The 21,892-nt window shown below is 31.9% G+C and carries 12 protein-coding genes; 5 read left to right on the forward strand and 7 right to left on the reverse strand.

Annotated features, from left to right (window positions below):
* Window positions 1-9 precede the first annotated feature (9 nt).
* The 7 genes from P161_RS0117445 to P161_RS0117475 all read right to left on the reverse strand — a co-directional run bounded on the left by P161_RS0117445 (window position 10) and on the right by P161_RS0117475 (window position 11,192).
* Window positions 10-2,433, reverse strand: coding sequence for a TIM-barrel domain-containing protein (locus P161_RS0117445; RefSeq protein ID WP_026778168.1), 2,424 nt, complete (start codon window positions 2,431-2,433; stop codon window positions 10-12).
* 59 nt (window positions 2,434-2,492) lie between these two features.
* A complete protein-coding gene (locus P161_RS0117450) occupies window positions 2,493-3,452 on the reverse strand; it encodes an alpha/beta hydrolase (protein WP_026778169.1) in 960 nt (319 codons plus the stop codon).
* 62 nt (window positions 3,453-3,514) lie between these two features.
* Window positions 3,515-5,446, reverse strand: a complete 1,932-nt coding sequence (locus P161_RS0117455) for a glycoside hydrolase family 13 protein (protein ID WP_026778170.1) — start codon at window positions 5,444-5,446, stop codon at window positions 3,515-3,517.
* Between the two features lie 86 nt (window positions 5,447-5,532).
* Complete coding sequence (locus tag P161_RS0117460; protein WP_026778171.1) at window positions 5,533-7,839, reverse strand: glycoside hydrolase family 65 protein; 2,307 nt, start codon at window positions 7,837-7,839, stop codon at window positions 5,533-5,535.
* Between the two features lie 106 nt (window positions 7,840-7,945).
* Complete coding sequence (gene pgmB, locus P161_RS0117465; RefSeq protein WP_026778172.1) at window positions 7,946-8,599, reverse strand: beta-phosphoglucomutase; 654 nt, start codon at window positions 8,597-8,599, stop codon at window positions 7,946-7,948.
* A 6-nt stretch (window positions 8,600-8,605) separates the two neighbouring features.
* The gene (locus P161_RS0117470; RefSeq protein ID WP_026778173.1) at window positions 8,606-9,979 is read right to left on the reverse strand and encodes an MFS transporter; all 1,374 of its coding nucleotides are present in this window, start codon (window positions 9,977-9,979) and stop codon (window positions 8,606-8,608) included.
* A gap of 190 nt (window positions 9,980-10,169) precedes the next feature.
* Window positions 10,170-11,192, reverse strand: coding sequence for a LacI family DNA-binding transcriptional regulator (locus tag P161_RS0117475; protein ID WP_026778174.1), 1,023 nt, complete (start codon window positions 11,190-11,192; stop codon window positions 10,170-10,172).
* Between the two features lie 198 nt (window positions 11,193-11,390).
* On the opposite strand from P161_RS0117475, the gene P161_RS0117480 reads away from it, so the two are divergent.
* Genes P161_RS0117480 through P161_RS0117500 form a run of 5 tightly spaced genes read left to right on the forward strand, consistent with a single transcriptional unit; the run spans window position 11,391 to window position 21,892 of the window.
* Window positions 11,391-14,294, forward strand: coding sequence for a SusC/RagA family TonB-linked outer membrane protein (locus tag P161_RS0117480; protein WP_026778175.1), 2,904 nt, complete (start codon window positions 11,391-11,393; stop codon window positions 14,292-14,294).
* A 13-nt stretch (window positions 14,295-14,307) separates the two neighbouring features.
* Window positions 14,308-15,918 carry a RagB/SusD family nutrient uptake outer membrane protein gene (locus P161_RS0117485; RefSeq protein ID WP_026778176.1) on the forward strand — a complete coding sequence of 537 codons (1,611 nt, stop codon included), beginning with the start codon at window positions 14,308-14,310 and terminating at the stop codon, window positions 15,916-15,918.
* Window positions 15,919-15,937: 19 nt separating this feature from the next.
* Complete coding sequence (locus P161_RS0117490; RefSeq protein WP_231494764.1) at window positions 15,938-17,077, forward strand: SusE domain-containing protein; 1,140 nt, start codon at window positions 15,938-15,940, stop codon at window positions 17,075-17,077.
* Between the two features lie 27 nt (window positions 17,078-17,104).
* Window positions 17,105-18,931, forward strand: a complete 1,827-nt coding sequence (locus P161_RS0117495) for a SusE domain-containing protein (RefSeq protein ID WP_026778178.1) — start codon at window positions 17,105-17,107, stop codon at window positions 18,929-18,931.
* A gap of 54 nt (window positions 18,932-18,985) precedes the next feature.
* Complete coding sequence (locus P161_RS0117500; protein WP_026778179.1) at window positions 18,986-21,892, forward strand: alpha-amylase family glycosyl hydrolase; 2,907 nt, start codon at window positions 18,986-18,988, stop codon at window positions 21,890-21,892.

Consider the following 21,892-nt stretch of genomic DNA (forward strand, 5'->3'; position numbering starts at 1 on the left):
AATGATTGTTTATTGTAAGGTTATTTTTACTTTTAATTCTTTTTTAGGATTCCATTGTACAGGAATTGTAAGTGTATTTTCTACTGATGAAATTCGTTTTCTTTTTCCGTTAACTTTTATCTTTTTAGGATTCCAATTCATGTTATGAATAATTAAGGTAATTTCTTTTTCTGATGAATTCCAGTTTTCCCCAAGTTCTGCTTCAAAATCGATTTCTAAATAGCGCTTGGAAAATTCAGCTTCGAATTCTAATATTTCATAATTTCCTTTTTCGAAAGCATTTGCAGTCAAGCCATCATCATTATAAAAAGTTCTTTCCGAATTTTCTTTTTCATCAAAATAATAGTGCAACTCTAATTGATCTGCTTTGTAATGATCTGTTGTTTGCACCAATTCACTCATCAAAATAAAAGAACCTCCTCTAACAAAAGTCGGAATTCTATCTTCTTCAACTTTAACTATTTCTGTTTGTCCGCCTTCGATTTTTTCATCCGTATAAAAATCAAACCAATTTGCCGTTTTTGGAAAGTAAATTTGTTTCGTTTTTACTGAATCTTTTAATATTGGTGTGATTAAAAAATCTTTTCCCCATAAATAGCTTTCTGAATTTTCAAGTAAATTTTCATCCTCTTCTTCAAAGAAAATAGGACGCATTAAAGGTGTTCCTTTTTGATTGTTCTCAAAAGCCAAATTGTAATTATAAGGCAACATTTTATAACGTAATTCAATAGACTTTTTGGCTAATTGTTTTGTTTTATCGCTTCTAAAAACAGGCTCACTTGCAACATCTTCTTGTGCATGAGGTCTATAAATTGGCTGAAAAACTCCATATTGCAACCATCTTGTATATAAATTATCGTCTAAATTTGCGCCTGCAAAACCACCTAAATCAGAGTGCATATACCCCAAACCTTGCATGCCCATTTGTAAGGCAATTTCTGGTTGAGATTTTAAACCACCCCAAGTTCTGTTTACATCTCCAGACCAAGGAATCATTCCAAAACGCTGTGAACCAGAACTTCCAGCACGCATTAAAATAAAAGGACGTTCATTTGGATATTTTTTTTGATAGCCTTCAAAAATTAATCTTGCCCAGTCATGCCCATAAATATTATGAATTTCATCTGCTTTTTGAGTTTCATTAAAAGTAACCCATGCAGGTAAAACTTCTGGTTCACCTAAATCTCCCCAAAAACCTTTTGCACCTAAATCGTAAATTTCTTTATAGATATTCCAAAACCAATCTTTTCCATCTTTTTTATAAATATCTACAATTCCAGTATTACCAAAATAGAAATCATATTTTGCTGAATTACCAACAGAATCTTTTGCTAAAACTTCCTTTTCATCTGCTTCTTTCCATTTTTTAGAATTTGATAAAATAAAAGGCTCTGTAATTAACACAGTTTTAATGCCTTTGTCTTTAAATTTAGAAATCATTCCTTTCATATCTGGGAAAGAATCTTTGTACACTTCTAAATTACCCATAGTTCCTTGAATGCCTTTTCCAAACCAATACAAATCTAGAATTACAGCATCCACAGGAATTTCTTCCTCTTTAAATTTTGCAATGGTTTCTTCTGTTTCTTTTTGAGAATGATACCCAAATCTGCTTGAAAAATTCCCTAAAGTCCATCTTGCTGGCAAAGGTTGTTTTCCTGTTAAGTTAGTATAATTATCTAGTAAATCTTCCCAAGAATCGCCAACAATTAACTGATAGGTTTTTCTACCAGAAATAGTTTCATAGGTTAATGAATTGTCTTTTTTACTGTCTAAATCTAAATAACCAATTGGAGCGTTATCAAAATGAAGCATGTATTTTTTTGAAGAAATTACCAGTGGAATTGTAAAATTCATCAACTCTGCATGCGTTTCATAACCATATTGAGCTCTATTATACAAAGGCAATCTATAACCTCTTCTATTCATTCCTAAAGCTCTTGCTCCTCCTCCAAATAAAACTTCATCTTCAGTTAAATTGAATTCGATTTTCTCAGTTTCATCAGCAACAATATTTCCTTTTACCAAATCCATTGGTTCATGTTTGGATTTGAAATAACCTTGTTTTTCTGATGTAACTAACTTATCTTTATAATAGTATGAAATTTGGAATGGCAATTTTTGGACTTTTACTGAAACACCTTCTGATTTGTAATTTATTTCTGAATTTGTTTCATTTATAGTAATATGAGTTTTTACAGATGACAAAACTACAGCATGAGTTTCTTTTTTATAAGTTTCATTATCAGGAATAAAAGTTGTTTCAATGATTTTAGAATTAAAAAAATTAATAAAATAAGTTCCGTCAGAAACTTCAATTTTAAAACGATTTTCCTTTAAAAATTCTGCACTTTTAAAAACCCTTTTTGAGTTTTGAGCAAACGAAAAAACTGAGATAAATAGGAATAAAAAAAGAATATTATAATTTTTCATGTTTTATGCTTTTCAGACCTGACAGGTTTTAAAAACCTGTCAGGTCTTGGATACTATTATTATTTTTTCAACAAAAAAGCAAGTGGAAATTCCAATCTTTTTTGCCATGATTTTTCTGAATGATCTGTACCTTCAAAATATAAATTTTTGAAATTTGCATCATCATAACCTCCATTTTTAAAAATAGCATCTACTTTTGGTGCATATTGTGGATAAAAAGCATCCAACGTTTTGTTGCCATAATCAAAATACATTTTGTGCGTTTCTGAATCTGGTAAATTGGCTTCTAAATAGTTGAAAATTGCAACTGGTAAAGGGTTATTCTCTTTCGGACTTCCTCCAACCCAATGTGTAGAAAAACATGCTGCTCCTCCAAAAATGGTTGGATATTCTGCAACTGCATACATACTCATTAAACCTCCCATTGATGAACCTGCAACAAACGTGTTTTCTTTATTTGTATATACAGAATAGGTTTCGTCTATATAAGGTTTTAATTCTTTTACTAAAAATTGTAGATACTCATCTCCTTTTAGATCAACGCTAAAGTTACTTTTTTTAGCTTCGTCATAAATTGCTTCTTTGTCTTCTTTTGATAAAAAATCCATTGCTTTTTCTGGATACAAATCTTGCCAACGAATTTTAGGAATGTTATGAATGCCAACAACTATAAAGTCTTTTACAGTTCCCTCGTTCATTAATTTAGTTGCATTTTCATCAATCATCCATTCTTGTTTGTTCCAGGTTGTGGTGGCATCAAATAAATTTTGTCCATCATGCATGTATAAAACTGCATATTTTTTTGTTGATGAATAGTTTTCTGGCAACCAAACATCTACAGATCTTGGAACTATATTTTTAGATGGAAAAGAATCTACTCTAATGAGTTTTCCACCTGCTAAAACTGCGTTTTCTAAAGGTTTTGCATCAATTGTAGAAAATTTAGATTTTGCATCTTGTTTTTGAGATTTACAAGAAATTACAAGTAATATCGAAAAAATTAATAGCAAATTTTTCATATTTTAGGATTTTCCAAACCTCACAGGTTTCAAAAACCTGTGAGGTCTATTACGTTTAAAAACTACTTTTTTGTTGTTAAAATGATACTTCCTTTTTCAGTTAATTCAATTTCATTTCCCCAAACAAACTCATTACCAGAAATAATATTTTTTAAGGTTTTTCCATCTAAACCTGCTTCTTTATATCTTTTTAAATCGATAGTAATTGGTTTATCATTTTTGTTGATGATATGCACAACTGTTTCATCTTTGTGAGTTCTAAATAAAAAATAAGTACCCATAAAAGGTGCAAAATGAATTGTTTTTCCTTTATGAATTGCATCGCTATTTTTACGATAATTCAACACTTTTTTGGTAAAATTCTGCATTTCTTTTTTTTCTGATGATAAACCTTCACCTGTAAATGCGTTAATTTTATCGCCATTCCAACCACCAGGAAAATCGGTTCTAATTAATCCATGATCTCCTGGATTTGCAGTATCGTCCATTAAAATTTCTGTTCCGTAATAAATTTGTGGAATTCTTGGCAACATCAACATGTAACTCAAAGCCATTTTTACATTTGTAGCATCTTCATTTAAAGCTGTAAATACTCTGTATTCATCATGATTGTCTAAAAAAACCATCAAATCTTTTGGAGTTGTATAATGGAAATCATTTGCCAAACCTTCATACATTTTTACCAAACCTGTTCCCCAAGTTTCTTCTTCTTTAATGCCTTCTACAATGGCTTTTTGCATTGGAAAATCCATGGTAGACTTTAAGTTGCTTTCATAACCGTCTTTGTTTTTTGCGCCTTTTTGCCAATAACCAACCAATAACGGATTGTAACTCCATTCTTCACCAACAATAGAAAAATTAGGATATTCGTTCATAATAGAACCTGCCCAATTTGCCATAAATTCCTTGTCTGGATAAGGATAGGTATCTTGACGAATTCCTCCTAAACCTAAAGTTTCAATCCACCAAATAGAATTCTGAATGATGTACTTTGCCATAAAAGGATTTCGCTGATTTAAATCTGGCATTGTAGAAACAAACCAACCTTCGTTATTTCCTTTTCTATCGATTTCAGCTGTATACGAATCTTGATTTGTAGTTCTTCTGTGATTAGAATTGATATTTTTATCATTTCCCCATGAATCGATATTGTCTTCGTAATTTTTTTGATTGTTTACCCAATCTTCAAAAGGCAAATCTTTCATCCACCAATGTTCCAAACCACAATGATTTGCAACTTGATCCATGATTAATTTCATGTCTTTTTCGCGTAATTTATCCGCTAAATTTTTATAATCTTCTAACGTTCCAAAACGTGGATCTACTTGATAGTAATCTGTAATTGCATAGCCATGATAAGAACCTTTTGGCATATCATTTATTAAAACTGGAGTTGGCCAAACTGCTGTAAAACCTAAGTCTGCAATGTAATCTATGTGGTTTGTAATTCCTTGTAAATCTCCTCCATGACGTTTGTAACCATCTGTTCTGTCAATCGTAGTTTCTTTTAAATTTTGGTTGATGTCATTCGTTTCATCTGCATTTGCAAAACGATCTGGAGTAATTAAATAAATTGCATCAGCACTATCAAAACCTTTGTAATCTTCAGCAGGTTTTTGTCTTTCTTTAAGTTCGTAAGTATGTGTTTTTTTAGTGTCATCATTAAAAGTAAAAATGATGTCGAATTTGCCAGGTTTTGTAGATTTATCAATCTTTAAATCGATAAAAAGATAATTTTCGCTTTTTGCTTTGTGAACTTTTTCGATGGAAACTCCATCATAAGAAATTGATGGTGTTGAGTTGCCAATATTGACTTCTTTTACTAATAATTGTAGTGAAGTATCTTTAAAATTTACCCACCAATTTGTAGGTTCTACTCGTTCTAATGAAGTATTTGAAATAGAAACATCAGCAATAGGTGATTTTACCTCTTCATTTTTACATGAAAAAATAAAGATGAAAGTTAGTAAGAAAAGTTGCTTTAAATATTTCAAAATGTAAATTTTATAGAAACCTCAAAAGAATTATCACTAAATAAAATTCAGCATAAAACTTTTGAGGTTTTGTTACTATATTGCTGTTAAGCAGTTTGTAAGTTATTTGGCGAAATTGTAGTCATTTCTCCATTTACTAAAATTTTCACTTCATTTTTGCCTTCCAACTCAAAATGAGTTCCTTTTTTAGAAACTTTTACAGTAATTACTTGGTTTCTAAAATTGACTTTAAACGAATAAGAATCCCATTGATTTGGTATTTTTGGCGAAAAAGAAAGTGTGTTATTTTGCACTCTCATACCTCCAAAACCTTCTACAATACTCATCCAAGTTCCAGCCATAGAAGTGATATGTAGACCTTCTTCAACTTCGTGATTGTAATCATCTAAATCCAAACGTGAAGTACGTAAATAGAACTCATAAGCTTGATCCATTCTGTTTAACTTTGCTGCTTGAATACTGTGTACACAAGGAGAAAGCGAACTTTCATGCACTGTAAATGGTTCATAAAAATCGAAATGACGTTCTAATTCTTCCGTAGAAAAATCATTTTCGAACATATAAAAACCTTGCAAAGTATCTGCTTGCTTTATGTATGGTGAACGTAAAATTCTATCCCAACTCCATTTTTGGTTGATAGGTCTTTGGCTTTTATCTAAGTCTGCAACTGTAATTAATTCCTTATCAAGGAAACCATCTTGTTGTAAAAATACATCGTGCTTTTCTGAATAAGGAAAATACATATTATCAGCAACTTTTTTCCAAGAAGCTAACTCATCATCTGTAAAGTTTACTTTTTCTTTAATTCTGATATAATCAGAAATATGATCCACTTTTACAGTTTCAATATTTTCTAAAGCATAATTAATACACCATTTTGCAATGTAATTTGTGTACCAGTTATTGTTGATGTTATTTTCATATTCATTAGGACCAGTTACTCCTAACATTACATATTTATTTTTATCGGTAGAGAAATTTACTCTTTGATGCCAAAAACGTGCAATTCCGATTAAAACTTCCAACCCTTTTTCTGGAATGTAAGAATAATCGTCTGTAAATCTGAAATAGTTAAAAATTGCAAAAGCAATGGCACCATTTCTGTGGATTTCTTCAAAAGTGATTTCCCATTCATTATGGCATTCCTCACCATTCATGGTAACCATTGGATATAATGCTGCTCCGTTTTTAAAACCGAGTTTGGCTGCATTTTCAATCGCTTTTTCTAAATGATTGTATCTGTATTCCAACAAAGTTCTTGCAACTTTTTGGTCTTTGGTTGCCATATAAAAAGGAATACAATACGCTTCAGTATCCCAATATGTACTTCCTCCATATTTTTCGCCAGTAAAACCTTTTGGGCCAATATTTAAAGAAATATCAGTTCCTAAATAGGTTTGATTTAGTTGAAAAATGTTAAAACGAATTCCTTGTTGCGCTTTTACATCACCATCAATTGTAATGTCTGACATTTTCCAGATTTCTGCCCAAGAATTTATTTGTGTCTCCAACATAGCTTCAAAACCAAAGCTTACAGCTTTGTCTAAAATATCTTTTGCAGCTTCAATTAAAGCATCCTTTTTGTGATTTCTATCAACCACATACCCACCAAATTTATGAATTGTGTAGGTTTCGTTTTTTTTGATTTCTTGTTTGTAAGCACAAATAGTCGTTTTATCTACATTAGAATTTTCACAATCAAATTCAATTTCTTCTTTGTTTACAAACAAACGAGACTGCATAAACGTACACGTATAAAAATGCGTTTTCATGGTTCTTGCTTGTATAAAAGATTGTTGCTTGTTTTGTGTAACTTCTAAAACATCCCAAAATTGATCATCCCAATTGGTATCTTCATTCGTTATTCCTGCATCTAAATATGGTAAGAATGTAATTTTACAGTCTGAATTTAATGGAGTTACATTGTATTCAATTGCACCCACTTCATCCAATTCTAAACTTAAAAAACGTTTGGTATCCACTTTAATTTTGATGTCGTTTGGCAACACAGCTTCAAAACTTCTTGCCAACCAACCTTCTTTCATGTTGAGTTCTCTTTTAAATTTTGAAACAGATTTACAAGTATGTAAATCTAATTCTTCTTCGTTAATTTTAACGTTGATACCAATCCAGCTTGGTGCATTTAAAACTTTTGCAAAGTATTCTGGGTAGCCGTTTTTCCACCAACCAACTCGTGTTTTATCAGGGTAATAAACACCTGCAATGTAACTTCCTTGAAAAGTTTCTCCTGAATATTTTTCTTCAAAATTAGCACGTTGGCCCATGGCTCCATTACCAATACTGAATAAACTTTCTGAAGATTTCACCATTTTCGGGTCAAATCCTTCCTCTAGGATAGACCATTCATTTGGTATGATATAATCTTGATTCATAATGTATGTTTTTTCCTGCAAGGTCTTTGATACCTTGTAGGTTTGTTGTTTTTTAATTTAATAAACCTACAAGGTTTTTGAAACCTTGCAGGATTTAGCAAACTTTCTATTTGTCTATTAACTCTTGAATAAAACTGATACTGATTTCTGTAAAATCATTAAATATATAGTCAGCTTCATTTAAAATATTTTTTTCTCCAATACCAATACTTACCATTTTGGCAGCATTTGCAGCTTCAACACCTGCAACTGCATCTTCAAATACGATACAATCAGTAGCATTTACACCTAAATGTTTGGCTGCCAATAAAAATACTTCTGGATCTGGTTTTGCTTTTGTTACGTTATTTCCGTCAACAATAGCATCAAAATAATGTAGTAAACCAACTTTTTCTAAAATAGGTTGCGCGTTTTTACTTGCAGATCCTAAAGCAATTGGAATGTTATTCTCTTTTAAATATTTTAAAATTTTTGGAACATCAGGTAGTATTTCTGAGGCATCCATATTTTCGATATACTTTAAATAATCTACATTTTTTTCAACCATCCAAGTATCGAACTCTTGTTGTGTTGCTGTTCTGTTACCAATTTCCAACAGAATTTCTAAACAGCGCTTTCTGCTAACCCCTTTAAATAATTCGTTTTGTTCTTTTGTAAACTCAAAACCTAATTCGTTTGCTAACTTTTTCCAAGCTAAATAATGATATTTGGCTGTGTCTACAATAACACCATCCAAATCAAAAATAAATCCTTTTTTCATATACTCTTAAATCTCTTCTTCTTGATAACTAATTGCGTTCTTATTAGTAATTAACAAGTTACATAAACCTGCAATTACCAAACTAATTCCTGCTACTGTCATAGCATTTATAGCTTCATCTCCTAATAAACTTGATACATAATTGATGCCACCTAAAGCTGCAATAATTTGCGGAATTACAATAAACATGTTAAAAATCCCCATAATTACACCCATTTTCTTTGGATCTACAGAGCTAGATAACATTGCATAAGGCATAGATAAAATACTACCCCATGCAAAACCTACTAAAACAAAACAGTATTTTAAATTTTCAGGAGATGCGTAACTCATTGCTAAAAAACCTATTCCACCTAAAATTAAAGAAAACATATGAACATATTTTCTATTGATATTTCTCTTAGATGTATATAAGGTAAGTAACAATGCAAATGCCATAGATGACAAACCATAAATTCCCATTGCAGAACCAACTGAATTCGAGGATTCTTGGAATTTAGTATTGGCAACTCTAAACGATTCTGCTTGTACAGCATCTGCCATATTATAAGCAGTTTCAATTGGTGCAGGAGTTGCAAAAACGTGCTCTGTTAAAGCAGGATTTGCTAAAGACCACATGGTAAAAAAAGCAAACCAAGAAAAAAATTGAATTACACCCAATTTTTTCATGGTTGTTGGCATACTACCAATATTGTTTAAAATATCTGGAATAAAATTATTTTTCTTCGCCTTTTCAAGTTCAAACTCCTCCATATCTTCTGGAGGATATTCATCTGTTGTAAAAACAGTATACAATATACTCGCTAAAAAAACAAAAGCTCCAATTCCAAAGGCAACTTTTACAGACATTGGTACAACACCAGATGCAGCTTCATTACTAACTCCTAATTGAGAAACCATCCATGGTAAATTACTTGCAACCCAAGTTCCAATACCAATAATTAATGTTTGCACAACAAAACCATAAGATCTTTGAGACTGTGGTAATTTATCTGCAACTAAAGCTCTAAATGGCTCCATAGAAACGTTTATAGACGCATCTAAAATCCAAAGAAAACCAGCAGCAACCCATAATGCAGGAGAATGTGGTACAAAAAATAAGGCTAACGAACTAAAAACAGCACCTACTAAAAAGTAAGGTCTTCTTCTACCCCATTTTACACTCCAAGTTCTGTCACTCATATAACCGATTATGGGCTGTACAAGTAAACCAGTTAAAGGAGCTGCAATCCAAAGCATAGGAATATCTTCCTTTCCTGCTCCTAAAGTTTGAAAAATTCTTGACATAAATCCACCTTGAAGGGCGAATCCAAATTGTATTCCTAGAAATCCAAAACTCATGTTCCAGATTTGCCAAAAGCTTAATTTACGCTTTTCCATTATCGAATATTATTATAAAATTAATATTTCGATAAGTGTTTTAGACTTATCAACTATTATAAATTGTGGAATGTAATTTATTGATAAATCGTATTAAGGAAACAAATATAGGTTTATTTTATGATATTGATAAAAAACAGCAACTATTTTTACGACGACGGTTTCGTAAAATCTTCGTAAAACTAAAAATTTACGACGACGTTTTCGTGGATTCTCTGAGCTTTAAATCACTAGAAATCACAATTTTTTTAGGCTTATAAACCTCTGATTCTTTTTCGATTTTATCTATTAAAAGTTCTACGGCTTGTTTACCCATTGTAAAACCATGCTGTGCCATTGTTGTGATTGTTGGTGATGAATATTCAGAGATTAAACCGTCTGTAAAACCAATAATAGACAATTCATTTGGCACATGCAAACCCCTCTCTTTAGCTATTTTCATTGCGTTTGCTGCATATATTTCGTTTACAGCAAAAACCCCATCTATATCTTTATTAAAAACTTTTTCAATTTGCTCTTTAATATCGTTGTTTTCATCAATTTCAACTATTAAACTGGCATCTGTTTTAATGTAATTTTCTATCAAAGCTTTCTCATAACCTTGTCTTCTTAATGCACCTACATTTACATGGTTAGGAGTTGTAATTAAAGCTATTTTTTTAACACCATTATCTAACAAATATTTCGTTGCTTTATACCCAGCACCAACATCGTCTACGACTACTTTATCACATAAAATTTCGTCTACAACTCGATCAAAAAGCACCAAAGGAATCTCTTCTGAAACCAAATCTACAAAATGTTTAAAGTCTTTATTCTTAAGGGTTTCATTAGCTATAGAGACAATAATACCATCTACACTTCCATTCGATAATACCTTTAAAGTTTCTACTTCTTTTTTGTAAGATTCATTAGAGAAACAAACCATAATATTATAGCCTTTTTTATTGGCACCTTCTTCAATTCCCATAATTACTGTAGAGAAAAAATGGTGTACAATTTTAGGTAAAATCACCCCTATAACTTTCGTTTTTTGATTGCGTAATTGTAGGGCTAAATGATTGGGTTTGTAATTAAAAAGATTGGCATACGCTTGAATTTTATCTTTCGTTTCTGAACTTATTTCATGACTATCTCTCAAAGCCTTAGAAACTGTAGATGTAGAAACCCCTAATTCTTTGGCAATTGTTTTTATGGTAATTTTTTGCTTCATTTTTTATCGAAAAGAAAATTATGATTCAATTTACAGCTAATTTAATGAATTTTATACAGAAAAAGTTATTAACACGAAACCGATTTCGTAGATTTTCTATTGTATATTATCCTATATATGTTCTATTTTTACATATGTGGAATGTCAATTTATTGTTAACCTAAACCAAATTTACAGTTATTATTTAACAAATTATACATGAAAAAATTTAAATTATTATTAATTGGAATTCTTTTAACTTCTTCCTTTACGATGTTTGCTCAACAAACCGTAAAAGGTTTAGTTAAAGAAAAATCATCTGGGGAACTTTTACCTGGCGTAAGTGTAGTAATCAAAGGGACAGTTAGAGGAGCCGAAACAGATTTTGATGGAAACTTTACAATTGAAAGAGTAAGCTCTGGAGACGTGCTTGTTTTTAGATATCTTGGTTATGCAACCAAAGAAGTTGTAATTGCATCTAATTTTAACATTACTGTAGAGTTAGAACAGTCGTTAGAACAACTAGATGAAATTGTTGTTGTAGGTTATGGAACTACAACTGTAAAAGATGCAACTGGTTCTGTAGAAGCTATTACTGCTAAAGAATTTACTAAAGGTAACATTGTTACTCCAGAAAATTTATTAAGTGGTAGAGTTGCTGGTGTAAATATTGTAACGAGTGGTGCACCTGGTGCTGGTTCTCAAATTAGAATTCGTGGAGGGTCTTCACTAAACGCATCAAACGATCCTTTAATTGTTATTGATGGTTTACCATTAACAGGTGTTAACTTATCAAGTATCAACCCAAATGATATAGAATCTTTTTCAGTTTTAAAAGATGCTTCTGCAACTGCAATTTATGGTTCTAGAGGTGCGAACGGAGTTATCATCATTTCTACAAAAAAAGGTAGAAGTGAATATACTTTAGATTATGATTATCAGATAGCTTTTGGAGAAGTAAAAGATAGAATTAGCGTATTTGATGCAGATTCTTTTAGAAGTTTAGTGGCTGCTCAAAGACCTGGTGATGTTGGTATGCTTGGAACTGCAAATACAAATTGGCAAGATGAAATTTTACAAAAATCGGTTTCTACGCAACATAATTTAACTGCAAGAGGACAAATCTTTGGTTTTATGCCAACAAGACTTTCTGTAAATTTTTCAGAAATTGAAGGAAATATTTTAACATCTCAATTTGATAGAGCCAATGTTTCATTGTCTTTGAATCCATCTTTTTTTGATAATCATTTAAAAGTAGGCCTTAATTATAACAGAGCTTTTATAAACGCAAGATCTGCTGATGCTGGCCAAGTAAATGCTGCTTTACGTTACGATCCTACGCAACCTGTTTATGATCCAACCTCTCCTTTTGGAGGTTTTTATCAACATATAACAAGAACACCTAATGGTATTTTAGTTGATAATGGAACTAGAAATCCTGTTGCATCTTTATTACAAAGTAACAATAACGAAAATACTTTTAGACAGTTTGGTAATTTAAAACTAGATTATAAATTACACTTCTTACCAGAGGTAACTGCAACTGTTTCTGTAGGTTTTGATAAATCTATTCAAGAAGGTACTTTTTTTAATCCTTTAAATAGCCCTGCTAATTTTAATGATTTATTTGTAGGTGGAGAAGGTAGCTTTTTAAACGAGTATAATAACGAAAATTTAGATGCTTATTTAACTTATAACAAAACATTTGGAAAGTTAAAAACGGATGCAATGGTTGGTTATAACTATCAATCTTTTGAAAGTTCTGGTAATAGTACAGGTAATCTTAGAAACCCAAATGATACCGGTTTTACATCTTATGTAAATACTCCAGTTGTTTTAGTTGGTTTTATTGGTAGAGTAAATTTAACCTATAACGAAAAATATCTTTTAACCTTAAACTATAGAAGAGATGGTACTTCTAGATTTGGTCCAGACAGTAGATGGGGTAATTTTGGTGGAGCATCTTTAGCATGGAGAATAAGTGACGAAGATTTCTTAAAAGAAAATGAAGTTATTTCTGACTTAAAATTAAGAGCTTCTTATGGTATAAATGGACAACAAGAAGGTATTCAAGGAGATTTGTATTTAGATAGATATCGTTTTGGAAACCAAGGTTCTAATTATATTTTTGGTGGTGTGCCAATTCAATCTACAATACCTTCTGAAAGAAGTAATTTAAGATGGGAAGATGTTGCAACTATAGAGTTTGGTATTGATTATGGATTATTTAACAACAAATTAACTGGATCTTTGAATGCTTTTCAAAAAAATTCGACAAACTTAATATCAGATGCTCCAGTTGCAGATGGCTCTAACTTTACAAACAGAGTTTTACAAAATATTGGAGACTTACAAGTAAATGGTGTTGAATTTTCTATAAATGCAGATGTGATTAAAACTGAAGATTTTAACTGGAATTTTAATTTGAATGCTACCTATTTAGATAGAGAAATTAAAGAATTAGCTTTAGATCAAGATATTACAACTGGAGGAATTGCAGGTGGTACAGGTAATTTTGTTCAGTTATTTAGCGAAGGTTTTGCACCTAACGCTTTTTTCTTGTACAAACAATTGTATGATACAAATGGAGACCCAATAGAAGGTGGTTACGCAGATTTGAATGGAGATGGAATCTTAAATCAACAAGATAGGTACCTAAAAGAAGATCCTCAAGGAAATGTAACGTTTGGTTTTCAATCAAATTTTAATTACAAAAATTTTGATTTAGCTTTTAACTTAAGAGCTAGTGTTGGTAACTATGTTTACAATAATGTAAATTCTAGTTTAGCACAATATGATCTTATTCAAGACAATGCTGTTTTAGGAAATATACCAACATCAGTTTTAGAAACTAATTTCAATAGTACTTCAGATGTTATACTTTCTGATATTTATTTAGAAAACGCATCTTTTTTAAGAATGGACAACATAACTTTAGGATACACTTTTGATAGACCTATCAAAAAATTTGCATCAAACAGCATCCGTTTATGGGCTGGTATGCAAAATGTTTTTATACTTTCTGACTATTCTGGTTTAGATCCAGAAGTTTTTAATGGTATTGATAATAATATATACCCAAGACCAAGAACTATTTTGGTTGGTGCTAACATTAAATTTTAATAAATAATTAATAATGAGAAAAATATTTAAAATAGAAAAAATAGCAATCCTATTTTTGATTATGGTTGTTTCGCTATCATCTTGTACAAAAGATTTAGACATTACACCACAAGATGATCAAGATTTATTAGGAGAAGATTTTTTTGCAAAAGAAACTGCCTATAAAGAATTATTAGCGGGTGTTTATGCTAATTTATCTTTAACAGGTGTAGATGGAGAAGGTTCATCAAACATTGATGGTTTAGATGCAGGAACAAGTCAGTTTGGTAGAGTATTATTATACTTACAAACCTTATCTGCAGATCAAATGATTTGGTCTTATGAAAATGATCCAGGAACTCGTGAAATTCAACGTAATATTTGGAATGCAGATGATCCTATCATTTATGGAATGTTTGGTAGAACGCATGTAACCATTGCTTTTGCTAACAATTTTTTGAGAGAAACTACTGACGAAAAATTAACTGAACGAAATGTATCTGATGCTACAAGAACTGAAATCGTAAAGTTTAGAGCAGAAGCACGTTTGTTAAGAGCAATGTCTTATTATTATATGATGGATTTATTTGGTCAAGCAAATTTTTCAACAGAAGAAGATGCTATTAATACAAGACCTGTAGCTTATAACAGACAACAATTATTTGATTTTATTGAAGCTGAATTAACTGCAATCGAACCAAATTTATCAGACCCAATGAATGTTGAACATGGTAGAGCTAGCAAAGGGGTTGCTTGGATGATTTTAGCTAAAATCTATTTAAATGCAGAAGTGTACATTGGTCAACCAAAATATACGGAAGCATTAGACAATTGTAAGAAGATTATAGCAGGTGGGTATTCTTTAGCCAATAATTATCTTCATAATTTTATGGCAGATAACAATACAAATTCAGCAGTTAACGAAATTATTTTTCCATTAATTTCAGATGGATTGATAACAAAAAACTTTGGACCAACAACTGTTATGATTAACGGTTCTGTAGGTAGTATAGAATCCAATGGTGCTCCTTTAGGAGTTTCTGCTGGTGGTTGGGGAGGCGCTTTGCGTTTAAGAAAAGAATTTGTACAACTTTTTGATGCCAGCATCTACAATAACGATACTAGAAATACTATTATTTCTGCTGGTAGAGATATAGAAATTAGAGATATTTCTAACCAAGATCAAGGTTTTATTTTAGAAAAATATTCTAATGCAACTTCAACAGGTGGTTTTGGAGTAGATCAAACTTTGGTAGATACAGATTTTCCATTATTTAGATTAGCAGATGTATACTTAATGTATGCAGAAGCGCACTTAAGAGGTGGTGCTGGTGCAAATCCTGCAGACCTTACGCAATACATTAATGCTTTAAGAACAAGAGCAAATAATCCACAAAATAATTTAACAATTGCAGACATCGATTTAGATTTTATTATTGATGAAAGAGCAAGAGAATTACATTGGGAAGCTCATAGAAGACAAGATTTAATTCGTTTTGGAAGATTTACAGGAGGTTCTTATAACTGGGCTTGGAAAGGAAATGGTACCAATGGTATTGCATTGCCTGCTCACTTAAAACTTTACCCAATTCCTGCTGCTAGTTTAGCATCAAACCCAAGTTTAATTCAAAATGATGGTTACTAATTTTAAAAATAAATTACAAATGATGAAAAATATTAAAAGATTTTCAGCAGTTGCATTCATAGGGATATTTATACTTTTATTAAATTCTTGTGATGATAATTCTGAATTATTTACAACATCAGCACCTACTGCTCCAAATTTAGCAGAACTTGGTTTTACTGATATTGAACTAGATGCAGTAAATACAAACAATCCTGCAATTACATTAAACTGGGCTGAAGCTAATTATGGGTTACAAACCTCTACTAATTATGCAATTCAATTTTCAAATGATGCAGAATTTACTGCACCTGTTGTAGCAGCAACCACAACTGGTAGAACTACAATTACATTATCTGTAAACGAAGTAAATGCTGCAGCTGGTAATGCAGGCTTAAATCCTTTTGAATGGGGAACTTTATACGCAAGAATCGTGTCATCTTTAGGTACACAAAATGGCGTAACTTCTGCTTCAAATAGCATTCAATTTCGTGTATATCCTTATTTCAACTACACTTTTGATGATTACTTTTTAGTAGGTAATGGAGTAGCTCCAGGTTGGGATAATGATAGTGCTAATCAAAACCCACCTTTATTTAGAGATGGTTCAGATAGTAACCTGTATCATTATACAGGATTAATCCAAAATGGAAGTGGAGATTACAATGAAGGTAGGTTTAAAATTTTAGAATCTACAGGAATGTGGCAACCACAATGGGGCGATTCTAGAAATGAAGGTAGTGATGACCCAAGTGAAAGTGGAGATATCGCTGGTAACCCAGGAACACAATCTGGAGATCCAGGAAGATTTGGAGTAACCTCTACTGGATATTATACATTTACAATAAATTTTGCAACAAGAAAGTACACATTAGTACCTTTTGATGCTACAGGCGCAACAAGCCCAAGTTCTTTAACTATTCAAGGATCAAGCACTGCAGATGTAACCATGAATCAATTAAGTTTTGACGGTCATTTATGGTATGCTAAAAGTGTAAGATTAACTCCTGGAGATGTTAAATTTACAACAGGTGCTGGCACAAGTTGGGGAAGTGCTTCTTCTTTTTCTGGTGTTGCAACTGCTGGTGGAGAGGCAATTCCTGTAATTGTAGAAGATGATTACGATGTTTGGTTTAATGATTTAACAGGTCGTTATATTTTAATTCCAATAAACTTATAATATCAACTTAATTTTAAAATATAAAAAATGAAAAATTATATAAAAAAATTAAGCTATTTATTCTTATCCTTAACACTTTTATTAGGTGCTTGTGATGTAGAAGAAAGCTTAACAATTACAAGTCCAGATCCTGAATTTGTTTTAAACACACCAGGTATTAGCAACATTTTCTTAAATTTTGAATTGCCAGACAATCCTGCATTCACAATTAATTGGATAGATGAGGTAAATGCACCTGCAACATATACTGTAGAAATGTCTACAGATGCAGAATTTACAAACCCTATTGCATTAGGTAGTACAGACAAGAATAACTTTTCTATGACTGTATCTGAATTTAATACTGTTTTAGACAATGCTGGTGTGCAATCGTTTTCTGCTACAGCTGTATATATGAGAGTAAATACAGGCGCAGCTATTTCTAACGTAGTTTTATTTCAAGTTTCTAAATTTGCGGTACAATTACCTACTATTACTGCTCCAAATTCTGGAGATTCTTTTACACTTTCTGATGTAGATCCTGATGCTGTTGCAATGACAGTTACTTGGGAAGATCCAGAAATTACAACTACTTCAACTGTAGATGTTACTTATCAGTTAGAAGTTGCAGAAGCTGGAACAGATTTTGCAAATGTTTTTTCTTTAGGAGAAACAGAAGAAAATACATTAGACATTAATCATGGAAATTTAAATACGTACGTACTTGATAATAATGGTGAAGCTGGAAATGCTAAAGATTTTGATTTTAGGATTAAAGCAATTGCAAGAACAGCAGCTGGAGACTTATTTAGAAGTTCTGCAGCAATTACACTTTCAATAACTCCTTATGATGTTGCATTAGCTCCTATTTTATATGTAGTTGGTGCTGGTGCTGTTGATGCTGGTTGGGGATGGGATTCTCCAGTAGAATTAGTATTACAAGGTAAAAAATGGTCTGGAAATATTAACTTATCTCCAGATAATGGTGGTAACTTTAGGTTTTTTACAGACGCATCTTTAACATGGGGTTCACCAAGCTTTAACTTCCCTTATTTTACTGATAGAAATTATACAATTGATAGCAACTTTGAAGATGCTATGGATGGTGATAATAACTTCTTATTTACAGGAACAGCTGGTGAGTATTTTATAGAAATAGATACAGACAGCAAAACAATTACTTTAGGCCCACCAGTTGTAGGTCCAAATTGTAATTACGATCAACTTTGGGTAGTTGGTGCTGGTGCAAATGGTTGGAATTGGGACAATCCAGTTCAAATTGCTTGTACAGGTACTGGAGTTTACGAAGGGAACATCGACTTAAAAAACGATGCTTTTAGATTCTTTACAGATACTGCAACTCAATGGGGTTCTACAAACTTTAATTATCCTTTTTATGCTGATGCAGGGTATACAATAGATGCTAACTTTGAAAATGCAGGTGATGGTGATTCAAACTTTAGATTTATTGGAACGCCAGGTGTTTACTTTTTACAAATTGATGATGTAAACAAAACAATCACTTTAGGTCCAGAGCAATCTCAATGTGATTTAGACCAGTTATGGTTAGTTGGTGCAGGTGTTCCTGATGCTGGCTGGGGTTGGGCTTCTCCTGTAGCTTTACCTTGTACAGGTGCTGGAATTTATTCTGGTGAAGTAACGTTTGCAAACGATGCATTTAGATTCTTTTTAGATAGAACATTAGAGTGGGGTTCTCCAAGCTATAACTTTCCTTATTATGAGGGAGAAGGATATACAATTGATGCTAACTTTGAAAATGCAGCAGATGGCGATTCAAACTTAAAATTTGTGGGTACTCCAGGAACGTACACACTTACTGTAGATACTGCAAACAAAACAATTACTTTAAATTAAGTTTCATTGAAGGCTGTACGTTAAAACGTACAGCTTTTCTTTAAAAATAATCTCATGAAAAAAAAATTACTTTTTTTTACATTGTCATTACTTGCGCTTATTTCTAATGCTCAAGTTACTTTAAGCGTTGATGCAATTGAGGTTGACAAACCTGTTACAATTACTGTAGATATAAATTCAACAAATAGTTGTAACGGAATTAGCAACCCATCTAAAGTATATATGCATGCAGGTATTGGCGATAAAACAAATGCCTTTGGCTTTGATGTTGTTGGTAATTGGGGTATGGACGATGGAATTGGAGAAATGACATCTAATAACGATGGAACTTATAGTATTACAATTACACCTCAAACTTATTTCGACTTAACACAAAATCAAATTGATAATGTTGCCAAGTTAGGAATGGTTTTTAGAAATACAGATGGAACTCAAGAACTAAAAAAGAATGAAGGAGCTGCTTGTGCAGACTTTATTTTTCCAGTAGGTGTTGTTCAAGTTCGTGTTTCTAACCCTAGTAAAGATTTAGTCGTTCTTAATTCTGGAGACAATTTAAGTATTACTGCACAAATAGATTTTCAAGGCTCAACAACTGTTCAAGGTAGTATCGAAGTTTTTTATAATGATGTTTCTGTGACTACAGGAAGTTGTGGCTTTCCAAACTGTAATGCCACAATTACAAACATTACAGAAAGTGGTGAAGTTAGAGTTGTAGGTACTCCTCCAAACTCTACAGAAACTGGCGAATATAAATTTAACGTAACAGTTGTTCCAACAGTGGTAAACGAAGCTTTACCAGCAGGAATGGTCGATGGAATTAATTATGTATCAGATGCTACAAAAGCTGTTTTGGTTTTAAATGCACCTGGTAAAGATTTTGTACAAGTAGCTGGTAGTTTTAACAACTACACACCTACTGATGCTTATATCATGAAAAAAGATCCAGCTTCTGGAAAATTTTGGATTGAAATTTCTGGTTTAACAGCACAAAAAATAGAAACGTATCAATATTGGGTTTTTGATCAATCTCCAGTAGCGAACTCTCCAAGTTTGGTAAAAACTGCAGATCCATTTTCTACGTTGGTTTTATCACCTTTTGATGATCCTTGGATTCCTGAAACTACCTATCCAAATATGCCAGAATATCCAACAGGACAAGAAAGAGAAGTTACTGTTTTACAAACAGGACAAACTCCTTACAATTGGCAAGTAACAAACTTCGAAAAACCAAAAAAAGAAGATTTAGTAGTTTATGAAGTTTTAGTGAGAGACTTTGATGCCGATAGAAATTATCAAGATTTAATTGATAAAATCGATTATTTTAAAAACTTAAACATCAATGCGATTCATTTAATGCCAGTCATGGAATTTGAAGGCAATGAAAGTTGGGGTTACAATACTTCTTTTCACATGGCTTTAGATAAGTTTTACGGAACTGAAGACAAATTAAAAGAATTTATCGATGTATGTCATCAAAATGGAATTGCCGTAATTTTAGATGTGGTTTTAAACCATGCTTTTGGAAGAAATCCTTTAGTTAGAATGTGGATGAACGATCCTGATAATAATGGTTGGGGAGGAGACAATAACAACTCTTCAGCAAAAATTATAAGTTCAGATAGCCCTTATTTTAACCAAGATGCAAGACACTCTTACAGCGTTGGTGAAGATTTCAATCATCAAAGTGCCTTAACACAAGAATATACAAGAAGAGTTATCAAGCATTGGGTAGAAGATTTTAAAATTGATGGTTTTAGATGGGATTTAACCAAAGGATTCACACAAAACTGTTCTGGTTCAGATGAAGGTTGTACAAATAGTTACCAACAAGATAGAGTTGATGTTTTAAAAGCTTATGCAGATTATTCTTGGTCTTTAGATGAAAACCATTATGTAATTTTTGAACATTTAGGGGGTGATAATGAAGAGCAACAATGGGCAAACCACAGAGAAAATGAAGGCAAGGGAATTATGATGTGGGGTAAAATGACAGATCAATACAATGAACTTACTATGGGGAATTCTGGAAACAAGAATTTCAATAGAATGGGACATAAAGCTAGAGGTTTTGCAAAACCAAGATTAATGGGCTATGCAGAAAGCCATGATGAAGAGCGATTAATGTATAAAAATTTAGAGTTCGGAAATAGCTCTACTCCTTCTCACAATGTTAAAGATTTAAACACAGCATTATTTAGAATGTCTGCTTTAGGTGCAGTTACTTTAACAATTCCTGGTCCAAAAATGATTTGGCATTTTGGAGATTTAGGAATGGAAAATTCAATTTTTACTTGTGACGATGGAACTTTCGGTGGCGATGGTTGTAAATTATCTACGAAACCTCAACCTCAATGGACAAACAACTGGTTGTCTACCGCAATTAGAAAAAATATTTATGATGATTGGGCAAGAATTAATGCGCTAAAAATAAATGAACCAGTTTTTGAAGGAGATTATGCCATAAGCTCTGGCTCATTGACTCCAAGAATTGATATTTTTAATACGGCAATTCCAGAATCTGAATTGAGAAATGTAATTGTTTTAGCTAATTTTGATGTAGTTCCACAAACTGTAAATACCAATTTCCCATTAAGTGGTGCTTGGGTAGATTTAATGGATGCTTCGAACAATACCACTTATTCTGCAAGTACGATAACTTTACAACCTGGCGAATTTAAAATATTCGGAAACAAAGCAGCAACATTATCTAATGATGATGTTACTTTAGAAAACAATATTTTACAACTATATCCAAACCCAACATCAACTGCATTTTATTTATCAAAAGAAGCTTTAGATGTGAGAATTTTTGATATTTCAGGAAAACAAGTAAAACAATTTACGAAAAGCGTTATAAAAAATAATACATTTTCTGTAACCGATTTAAATACTGGAATTTATTTTGTAAGAATACAAGAAAATAACAACAAAATGAGTACCAAAAAATTAATTATTAACTAA

The sequence above is a fragment of the Polaribacter sp. Hel_I_88 genome (assembly GCF_000687935.1).
GTDB lineage: Bacteria > Bacteroidota > Bacteroidia > Flavobacteriales > Flavobacteriaceae > Polaribacter.

Bases quoted from the DNA above. Each gene is read 5' to 3' on its own strand.
- P161_RS0117450 (WP_026778169.1), bottom strand. From the start codon at position 3,452: ATGAAAAATTTGCTATTAATTTTTTCGATATTACTTGTAATTTCTTGT.
- P161_RS0117445 (WP_026778168.1), bottom strand. From the start codon at position 2,433: ATGAAAAATTATAATATTCTTTTTTTATTCCTATTTATCTCAGTTTTT.
- P161_RS0117480 (WP_026778175.1), top strand. From the start codon at position 11,391: ATGAAAAAATTTAAATTATTATTAATTGGAATTCTTTTAACTTCTTCC.
- P161_RS0117475 (WP_026778174.1), bottom strand. From the start codon at position 11,192: ATGAAGCAAAAAATTACCATAAAAACAATTGCCAAAGAATTAGGGGTT.
- P161_RS0117460 (WP_026778171.1), bottom strand. From the start codon at position 7,839: ATGAATCAAGATTATATCATACCAAATGAATGGTCTATCCTAGAGGAA.
- P161_RS0117500 (WP_026778179.1), top strand. From the start codon at position 18,986: ATGAAAAAAAAATTACTTTTTTTTACATTGTCATTACTTGCGCTTATT.
- pgmB (WP_026778172.1), bottom strand. From the start codon at position 8,599: ATGAAAAAAGGATTTATTTTTGATTTGGATGGTGTTATTGTAGACACA.
- P161_RS0117495 (WP_026778178.1), top strand. From the start codon at position 17,105: ATGAAAAATTATATAAAAAAATTAAGCTATTTATTCTTATCCTTAACA.
- P161_RS0117490 (WP_231494764.1), top strand. From the start codon at position 15,938: ATGATGAAAAATATTAAAAGATTTTCAGCAGTTGCATTCATAGGGATA.
- P161_RS0117470 (WP_026778173.1), bottom strand. From the start codon at position 9,979: ATGGAAAAGCGTAAATTAAGCTTTTGGCAAATCTGGAACATGAGTTTT.
- P161_RS0117485 (WP_026778176.1), top strand. From the start codon at position 14,308: ATGAGAAAAATATTTAAAATAGAAAAAATAGCAATCCTATTTTTGATT.